The following is a 9113-nucleotide window of genomic DNA, read 5'->3' as shown; positions in this document are numbered from 1 at the left end:
AGCCGGTACAGCCGTAAGCGCCGTAAAAAGAGCAGCCGCAATCTGCGCCAGCAGAAGCAGGCTGCGGGTAGCACCAGAATGCTCAACCACAACCTCAGACTGCCGAGCCGGAACCGAGACCGCGATCTGGTGCCCCCAAGCGGGCACCGTCGGAACAGCCTTGCCGTTGACCGTCGCCTGCCAGCCAGCCTCCTGCTCAGCGGCCAGCACCAGCAACCGTCCTTGCGGACCGTCGGACACGCGAACACGCACATCCGGCAAACCAGCCTGCACCGCCGACACGCCAGGTGACGCACCGGGCGTGCCCTTTCCGGTCACGGCCTGTTTCGCCAGCTCCGGCGAGATCAGCGTGACCTGCCCGCCGGGCGGCAGCAGGCGCAGGACGGGCCTGCTGTCGGAGGCCGGGGGCGCCACGGCGACGAGGTCCTTGGCGAGCGCGACGAACGCGTCCGCGTTGGCGCCCGGCGGCAGGACGACGTACAGCACGCCAGAAGCCGCGGCCGCCGAAAGAGCCTGCTTGGCAGCGTCCGGGGTGCCCTGCAGAAGGTCCCGCCGCCAGCCCGCCAGCCGCTCCGGGGTGCCAGAAGTAGGCGCGAGTTCGTCGTCGCCGTAGTGGGCGAGCCGCCCGCCGGTCTGGCGCACCGGCTCCGCGCCGACGCCGAGTACCAGCACCGATCGTCCGGTCGCGGACAGTTCCTGTGTGACGGCGGGCGCCAGCTGGACGCGGCCGCCGGTCTTCAGCGGCCCCTTTCCGCCTTCGAGCACCGCGCCGGTGGCCAGCGCGGCGAGCACCGCGACCCCGGCCACCGCGCCGAACTTGAGCAGCCAGGCCGAGGCCGTCGCCTTCGACGCACCGCGCTGCCAGGTGGACAGCACGACCCACAGCAGACCGGCGCCGATCAGCAGCAGCGGTACGCCCGCGAAGCCGGAGGACTTCGCGCCGCCCTGGATCGGGGTCAGTTCCAGCAGCCGCACGAGCACCAGCCCGGCGATGCCGAGCACGGCCAGCGCCAGCCCGCCACCCGCCAGTCTCGTCGGCCGCACCACCAGCGCCACCAAGGCCGCGGCGACGACAGCCACCCCGATCGGCCAGGCGCCCGTGCCGCCGGGGTCAAGTCCGGCCAGGTCCGCGCCGGTCGCCGGGATCGCGCCGCCGCCGAGCCCGTGGACCAGCAGTTCCGGATGTTTGAGCAGCACGCTCGGCCACGGCAGCAGCAACGCCAGCGGCAGCAGGACGACGATGCCGACCGAGGCGATCCGCCGGGCGAGCCCGGTCGGCGAGGGCAGCACCACGAACCCGATGAGCAGCCCGAGGAGCGCGAGTCCGTGAGCCAGCGGGGAAAACGCGCCGAGCAGCGCGACGCCGAATGCGGAGAGCGCGGAGACGTGCAGCCAGCGCGAGTCGGCGCGGGTCAGCAGACCGGCCAGCCCGGCGACCACCAGCGGCAGCAGGAGGTGGACCACGACGACGTCGAGCCTGCCCTGCGCGACCGACGCCGTCGCCGCGGGAAGCAGCGCGTACGCGGCCGCGACGGCCGCGCGCACCCAGCGGCGGACGCGAAGCTTGCGCGTCGCCACGTAAGCGCTCAACGCCGCCAGCGGGATGTCCCCGATCAGCAGGATGGCGACCAGCGCGGCCGGGCCGCCGAGCGGTGCGAACAACGCGCCAAGGACACCGAGTACCGGCAGGGTCGCGGCGGCGGGACTCGCGGTGCCACCGGAAACCGCGTGCCACGGCGCCAGATAGGACGACCAGATCTCGCCGAGCCCGCCGACCGGCAGCAGCTTCCCACCGGACAGGTCGAGCCCGAGCCTGCCGCCGTTGAGCACCAGCGCGAGCGCGGTGAGCAGGACGAGCAGCACCACCGGCGGGGCGAACACCGTCGCGGCGAGCACCCGCCGCCGGTCGACCTCGACGAACACCAGTTCCGGCTCGGCGTGCCGCTCCTCGTCACGCCGGAACGGCGACGGCCGCGGCTTGGCACTCGCGTCCGGCTCGTCGGCCGGAGACGTTTCGGGCAGCGCGACAGCCACGACAGCGCTCGGCCGCCGTAGCCCGGAACCCTGTGAGCCGACCCCGCGCATCGCGCCGGCGGGCAGCGCGGCGGGCCCCACCGGACGGGCCTCGTCGGCCGCGCGCATGGCCTCCGGCGAGATCCACGCGCTTTCCTGCTCCGCGGCTTCGGGCAGCGTTCCCAGCGCCATCTCGCTCTCGACGCCGCGCCGCACCAGCCCGACGATCCCGGCGCGCACGGCGTTGCGCAGCCTCGTGACCCGGCCGACGAACAGCCCGCGCACCGAACCGGGCCTGCTCACCGTGCGGCGGGCGGCACGGGCGGCGCGGAGGTTCCCGCGGCCGCTGAGCAGGTAGGCCGCGGCCGCGAGCTCGGCCCGGACCTCGCCGGTTCGCCGCAGCAGGAGGAAGGCGATCGCGCGCAGCACCGACAGCACGGGCAGTCGGATCATGCCCGTCCAGAAGGAAAACGGCGAACAGTTGACGAGGAACACCCGGAGTCCGTGCTGGCGGTTCGCGGCCGTGAGCGAGGTGGTCAGCGCGTCCGGCACGCGCTGTCCGGTGGTGAGCGCGCGAGCGTGCCGGATCCGCGCGGCGGGCACGGACAGCACCAGCCCGCCCGCCGCGTTCGTCCGCCAGCCGAAGTCGAGATCCTCGCGCAGCAAGGAAAAGCCGGGGTCGAACCCGCCGAGCTCGTGCCACAGGTCACGCCGGACGAGCGCGCCGGCGCTCGGCACCGCGAGCACCTCGGTGCGCTGCCCGCCCTCGGCGGCGATCTGCTGGCGATGCCCGGAGGAGTCGGTGGAGAGCCCGGCTTCGACGATCAGGCGTGGGTCGGCCCAGTCGAGCGCGAGCGGGCCGAGCAGCTTGGCCGACGGCGAGTTCTCGGCGGCGAGCAACAGGTTGTCGAGGCAGTCGGGGTCCGGCGCGCAATCGTCGTGCAGCAACCAGATCCACGCACCGGGATCGCCCCAGCGGCCGACCGCGTGCTCGACGGCCTCGGTGACCGCGGCGCCGAATCCTGTTTCACTCGAAAGAGTGAGCACGCCGTCCAGGACGGACAGCGATTCCGTCCCGGAGAGTGGGCCAACCGACTCGACGGCCTCCGCCAGCAACCGCGGCGTGCGGTCGGTGGAGCCGGTGTCGACGGCGAGAACGTGACGAGGCCGGAGAGTGCTGCGGCGCAGGGCGGAAAGCGCCAGCGGCAACCACTTCTCGCCGTCGTGACAGACCACAATGGCCAGAACGGGAACCGTGCGAGGCAAAGAAGACTCCTGTACAGGCGGCGACAGGTTTCCGTCACCCTACGGGCACCGCCCGTCGCCACCGCGTGAACCCACACCAAGCCCAACCGCACCCACCTGACAGCACCACACCCAAGCAACCACAACGACCGCAACCACGGCCACCACGACTCACGCAACCACGGCTAACGCAACCACCGCTACCGCAACCACGACTCACGCAACCACCACTACCGCAACCACCACTACCGCAACCACGACTCACGCAACCACGGCTAACGCAACCACCGCTACCGCGACCACGGCTAACGCGACCAGAGTCCCTTGATCCCTTGAGGTTGCGCGTTTTGGCCGCCAGGCCCCGGACTTGCGATGGCAGGGCGCCTGCGCACCCAAAGTGACGTAGGTGGCAAAGTCATGCCCTGGCAGCGCAAGTCCGTTCGCGCAATAAACTAACCAGCCCGCTTCTTGAGTTTCCGGCGTTCGCGCTCGGACAGCCCGCCCCAGATGCCGAAGCGTTCGTCGTGAGCCAGCGCATACTCGAGGCAGTCGTCCTTGACGTCGCAGCCAAGGCAGATCCGCTTGGCCTCGCGGGTCGAGCCGCCCTTCTCGGGGAAGAACGCCTCCGGATCCGTTTGCGCGCACAGGGCGCGCTCCTGCCATTCCTGTTCCTCGGTGGACCCGTCGTCGAACAGGTTGGTGAGATCACCCAGCTGCTGCTCCGGGTTTTCGCCCCAACCCACGACGTGCCCCCATTCCCGTCCATCGGCGTCTAACCGCACGTCCGCCTCCTCGCTTCCACGCACTCCCCAGGCTGGCGGTGTTGAAACACCACTCGCCGCGCCCCTTGCAGCAGCGAATGACATCTCTGTGATTACACCCGTGTAGTGCGGCCAGGTCAAGCCGAGTAGCGAGTTCGGGGGATACCTGACGGGCGCGGCGCAAGGGGACACGCCGGTAACTTCACATCGGGCATACGGAAGACTGGTGGGGTGCAGAGATCAGCAGTACGACCCAGTCCGGTGTTCCTCGGCATCCTCGCGGTCGCCGTGGTAGGTGGCGTGCTCGCCGCTTTTGGTGATCAGGCCACGCTTTCCGCCCGCAACCAGGACCCGCTGATCGTCGCGGGAGTGGTACTCCTCGTGATCGGCGGGTGGGTGGCGTCGCTGAGCCTGCACGAGTTCGGTCACGCGATGGTGGCGTATCGGGGCGGTGACTTCAGTGTCGCCCACAAGGGTTACCTCACCATGGATGTGCGGAAGTACACCGATCCGGTGTTCTCCATCGTCCTGCCGCTGGTGTTCCTGCTCATCGGCGGCATCCCGCTGCCGGGCGGCGCGGTCTGGATCAACCGTGGCGCGCTGCGCTCGCGCTCGGTCTCCTCGTGGGTCTCGCTCGCCGGGCCGCTGAGCAACCTCGGCGTCGGCATCGTGATCGCGCTCGTGGTGTCCCTGATCCGGATGCCCGACGCACTGGTCTACGGCCTGTCCTACCTGGCCTTCCTGCAGGTTCTCACGTTCCTCATCAACATCCTGCCGGTACCCGGGCTGGACGGCTGGGGCGCGATCGAGCCGTACCTCTCCCCCCAGGCCCGCGACTTCGGCGCGCGTGCCCGGCCGTGGGCGCCGCTGATCCTGTTCGCCGTGCTCTTCGCCTTCCGGCCGGCCAACGCGCTGCTGCAGGACATCGCCGACACGATCTTCGACGCCATCGGCGGCTACCAGGCGGGCGCCGCGAACGGCAACTACGTCTTCATGTTCTGGCGGCACTGACCCCACGCCCGGCGTGCGATGAACGGACCGTTCAGCGCACTTCGGGGTGGTCGGTGAACCAGGTGTGGGCGCGTTTCCAGACGCGCTTGAGGCCGGAGCGCTCGCCGAGGTAGTCGCCCGCCATCCCGACAACCGGCAACATGCCGAGTGCACGATGAAGAAGGCGGCCCCGCGGCCGCTTCTCGAGTTCACCGACGATCCCGAGCAGTGAACGGCCCAGCCGCCACAGCGTTCCGGCGCTCGCCTTCAGCGTGATTTTGCCGTGTTTCTTTTCGGACTCGGCCAGTTCCTCGGTCAGCTTCTCGGCTTCGGCCGACTCCGCCGACTCGTCGTGCGAGGCGTGTTTGCCCGCCGCGATCACCGGATCGATGTCGCGTTCGAACAGCACCCAGGCGATCAGCCGGACGCGGGCGCCGACGTCGGTCACGCCGTACTCCCCCGCGATCGCGCAGAGCAACAACCCCTGCGCCGCCGAGCCGAGCGCGTCCTGCACCGGCAGCCGGTCGGCGAGCGCGCCGCCGAGGCCGGGGATGGACGTGATCAGCGCGGTGAACCGGCCGACGCGGTTCATCCACCAGTTCGTGCGCTGGTAGCCGTTCATCTCGGCCCACGCCGCGGTGCCGGGGACCTTCACCGAGGTGAGCCCGTTCAGCAGCTTCTCCTTGAGGCCGGACTCGACCTCCGCGAGCTCATCGTCCGCACCGCCGCGGCGGCCGCGTGCCTGCAGGCCCAGCGGATCGGCCTCGCGCAAGGAGTCGAGCATCGGCCCGCAGCCGCGCACGAACGGCCGGAGCACGGCCACCACCTGCTCGTCCGTGATCGCTTCAGCCACGCTGTCCTCCCGAATCACGCTGTCCTCCCGAATCACGCTGTCCCCTCGCGGCGGACCGAGCGGCCGCCGCACCCAAGCCCCCGCCGAGCGTGAGCGCGCCACCGAGCGCGCCACCGCCGAGCAGCAGGAGCGCTCGCCAGTCTTGCACCAGCACCAGATCGCCGCCCGGCCCGAACAGGCCGACCCAGAGCAGCACGACCACCCAGACGACCAGCGGGATGAAGGACAGGGACGGCCGGACGAGCTTGCCGGTCAGCGAAACGAGCAGCGGGGTGGTCACCACGCCGACCACGACTGTCAGCGGCATCGGGATGTCGCCCAGTTTCGGGAGCACCACGCCGTCGAGCCGCAGTGGCAGGAAGAACAGCTCCAGCAGGGCGAGCACCACCGCGTCGACGACGAGCAGCACGAGCAGCCACCGCTGTGCCGCGGACAGGGGTTCCGGCACGGTCACAACCCTCCGAAAAGGTCGGTCGCGGCGCCGGGGACCGGTCCGTGCGCGAGGACGAAGTACTCGTGCGGCGGGATCGGCTGGGCGACGTCGTTGGTCAGCGCGAAGTGCGCGGATTGGTAGACGGATTGGTCGTCGGCGTGCACGGTCAGTTGCGTCGCGTGCGCGCGCAGCGCGGCGAGCTTCGCGGGCAGGTGTGCCTCGACGTCCAGGACTGTGGTGATCATCTCGTCCGGGGTCACCGGCAGTTCACCCTCCGGTGGCACTCGGAAGGGTGACCCCCCACGAGCTCGCAGCGCGGCGAGTCCCCGGCTCACCGCGCTCTGTGACGACACGGTGTGGAAGACCCGCGCGACCGACGCGGCTCGCGACGCGGCCGCCATGGTGATCTCGTGCGCGCGGATGTGGTCGGGATGGCCGTAGCCACCGAACGCGTCGTAGGTGACGACCACCTGGGGCCGGAGCTCGTCGAGCAGCTCAGTGAGCTGCTCCACTTGCCCGACGACGGCGCCGCGGGTGAAAGCACGCGGGTGCTCGGCGGCGGGAGTGCCCGCCATACCCGAGTCCCGCCACCGGCCGATACCGCCCAGATAACGATGACGGCTCAAACCCAGCGCGGCGCCCGCCCCGGCCAGCTCGCCGGAGCGGTACCCGCCCAGCTGGTCTGCGGCCCACGCCCCCAGCAGCGTGAGCTCGGGTGGCGCGATCTCGCCCTCCTCGCCCAGCGTGCAGGTCACGACGGTCACCTCGGCGCCCTCAGCGGCGTAGCGTGCGATGGTGCCCCCGGTGGTGATGCTCTCGTCATCGGGATGCGCATGGACGAGTAGCAGCTTTCGGGGCTTCGCGGAGATCACGGGTTCAGATTAATTGTGGCGCTCACACCTTAGTTGTACTGGGCCTCGGTTATTCTCGCGCGGGTCACGGCTGACACGCCGTAACGGTCTGTACCCCCACGAAGGGCATCTGGTGAGTACTGAAGCAACATCGGCGAGCCTCGCCGGCACGTCCGAATCCGTTCTGTCCATCTCGGACCTGACGATCTCGTTCCCCACCGAGGACGGCGTCGTCGACGCCGTCAAGGGCATCGGCTTCGACGTGAAGCCGGGCGAGATCGTCGCGGTCGTCGGCGAGTCGGGTTCCGGCAAGTCCGTGACGTCCATGTCAGTGCTCGGGCTGCTGCCGAAGACCAGCCGGATCGCCGGTGAGCTCCGCCTCGGCGAGCGCAACCTGGCCGATCTGAAGGAGAAGGACCTCCAGAAGATCCGCGGCAACGAGATCGCGATGATCTTCCAGGAGCCGATGACGGCGCTGAACCCGGTCTACACGGTCGGCTGGCAGCTGCGCGAGGCCCTGCGGTCCCACCAGGACATCTCCAAGGCCGCCGCGGACGCGCGCGCTATCGAACTGCTCGAGATGGTCGGCATCCCGAACCCGCCCGAGCGGTTCCGGCAGTACCCCCACCAGCTCTCCGGCGGGCTGCGCCAGCGCGTGGTCATCGCGATGGCCATCGCCTGCGACCCGAAGGTGATCATCGCCGACGAGCCGACCACCGCGCTGGACGTCACCGTCCAGGCCGAGATCCTCGGCCTGCTGCGCAAGCTGCGGGACACCCTGAACACCGCGATCGTGCTGATCACGCACGACATGGGCGTCGTCGCCGACCTGGCCGACCGCGTGGTCGTGATGTACCAGGGCAACATCGTCGAAGAAGCGCCCGTGCGCGAGCTGTTCGCCTCGCCGCGCGAGGAGTACACCCGCAGGCTGCTCGCCGCGGTGCCGGTGCTCGGCCAGCGTCCCGAGGGCCGCCGCCTGCTGGACGACGCGGGCATCACCGACGTCAACAGCGAAGAGGCGACCAAGATCGCCGAGGAGATCCGGCTGGTGGACGCCGAGCTCGAAGCGGTCATCGAGGAGTCCGCGCCCGCACTGGAAATCAAGAACCTGGTGCTGGAGTACCCGGGACGCCGCGGCACGGCCAAGAACCGCGCGGTCGACGACGTCTCGCTGACCATCGCGAAGGGCGAGATCGTCGGCCTGGTCGGCGAATCCGGCTCCGGCAAGTCCACGGTGGGCCGCTGCGCGATCCGCCTGCTGGCGCCGACCGAGGGCACTGTCTCGATCGCGGGCCGTGACATCACGAAGATGTCCAACAAGGAACTGCGCCCGCTGCGCCGGTACTTCTCGATCGTCTTCCAGGACCCGGCCTCGACGCTGGACCCGAAGATGACGATCGGTGAGTCCATCGCGGAGCCGATGGTGCTGCACAAGGTGCTGCAGGGCAAGGAACTCAACGCCAGGGTGTCCTCGCTGCTGGACAAGGTGGAGCTCGGCGGCCACTACCTGAACCGGTACCCGCACGAGCTTTCCGGCGGCCAGCGCCAGCGTGTCGCCATCGCGCGGGCGCTTTCGCTCGACCCCGCGCTGCTGATCGCGGACGAGCCGACCTCGGCGCTCGACGTGTCGGTGCAGGCTCGGGTGCTGGACCTGTTCCTGGACCTGCAGCAGTCGCTGCAGTTCGCCTGCCTGTTCATCAGCCACGACCTCGCGGTCGTCGACCTGCTCGCCGACCGCGTCGCGGTGATGCAGCACGGCAAGCTGGTCGAGGTCGGCACCCGCGACCAGGTGCTGCACAACCCGCAGCAGGACTACACCCGGCGGCTGCTCTCGGCCGCCCCGGTGGCCGACCCGGTCCTGCAGGCCCAGCGCCGCGAGGCCTGGGAAGCCGGTCGTCTGGCGCCCGTCGCCGACTGACCTCTCCGCAACGGTCCCTGAAGGCCACCATGACGGCGGACTACGGCGT

7 protein-coding genes are annotated in these 9113 nt (G+C 70.2%); 2 read left to right on the top strand and 5 right to left on the bottom strand.

Annotated features, from left to right (window positions below; translation table 11 throughout):
* Both QMK34_RS45770 and QMK34_RS45765 read right to left on the bottom strand, forming a co-directional pair.
* On the bottom strand, positions 1-3279 hold a 3279-nt coding region (locus QMK34_RS45770; protein ID WP_326421194.1), incomplete at its 3' end, for a glycosyltransferase.
* Positions 3280-3710: 431 nt separating this feature from the next.
* Positions 3711-3971, bottom strand: a complete 261-nt coding sequence (locus QMK34_RS45765) for a WhiB family transcriptional regulator (protein ID WP_326421196.1) — start codon at positions 3969-3971, stop codon at positions 3711-3713.
* Positions 3972-4250: 279 nt separating this feature from the next.
* Here QMK34_RS45765 and QMK34_RS45760 point away from each other — a divergent pair, with 279 nt between their 5' ends.
* A complete protein-coding gene (locus tag QMK34_RS45760; RefSeq protein ID WP_326421192.1) occupies positions 4251-5030 on the top strand; it encodes a site-2 protease family protein in 780 nt (259 codons plus the stop codon).
* Between the two features lie 31 nt (positions 5031-5061).
* Here QMK34_RS45760 and QMK34_RS45755 read toward each other — a convergent pair whose 3' ends face one another.
* From QMK34_RS45755 to mshB, 3 genes are read right to left on the bottom strand one after another with little or no spacing between them, the layout of a single operon-like run.
* Complete coding sequence (locus QMK34_RS45755) at positions 5062-5862, bottom strand: hypothetical protein (protein ID WP_326421190.1); 801 nt, start codon at positions 5860-5862, stop codon at positions 5062-5064.
* Positions 5855-6316, bottom strand: coding sequence for a hypothetical protein (locus QMK34_RS45750; protein ID WP_326421188.1), 462 nt, complete (start codon positions 6314-6316; stop codon positions 5855-5857). Before QMK34_RS45750 ends, QMK34_RS45755 begins: the two co-directional genes overlap by 8 nt.
* Complete coding sequence (mshB, locus tag QMK34_RS45745) at positions 6313-7167, bottom strand: N-acetyl-1-D-myo-inositol-2-amino-2-deoxy-alpha-D-glucopyranoside deacetylase (protein WP_326421186.1); 855 nt, start codon at positions 7165-7167, stop codon at positions 6313-6315. The genes QMK34_RS45750 and mshB overlap by 4 nt, the downstream gene beginning before the upstream one ends.
* Before the next feature lie 112 nt (positions 7168-7279).
* Here mshB and QMK34_RS45740 point away from each other — a divergent pair, with 112 nt between their 5' ends.
* A complete protein-coding gene (locus QMK34_RS45740) occupies positions 7280-9064 on the top strand; it encodes an ABC transporter ATP-binding protein (protein ID WP_326421185.1) in 1785 nt (594 codons plus the stop codon).
* Positions 9065-9113: the final 49 nt, after the last annotated feature.

Origin of the sequence: Amycolatopsis sp. H20-H5 (genome assembly GCF_035828755.1) — a bacterium.
In the GTDB taxonomy this organism is placed as follows: Bacteria; Actinomycetota; Actinomycetes; order Mycobacteriales; family Pseudonocardiaceae; genus Amycolatopsis.
The sequence above is the reverse complement of the archived record's forward strand: the minus strand, read 5'-3'. Positions and strand labels throughout refer to the sequence as shown.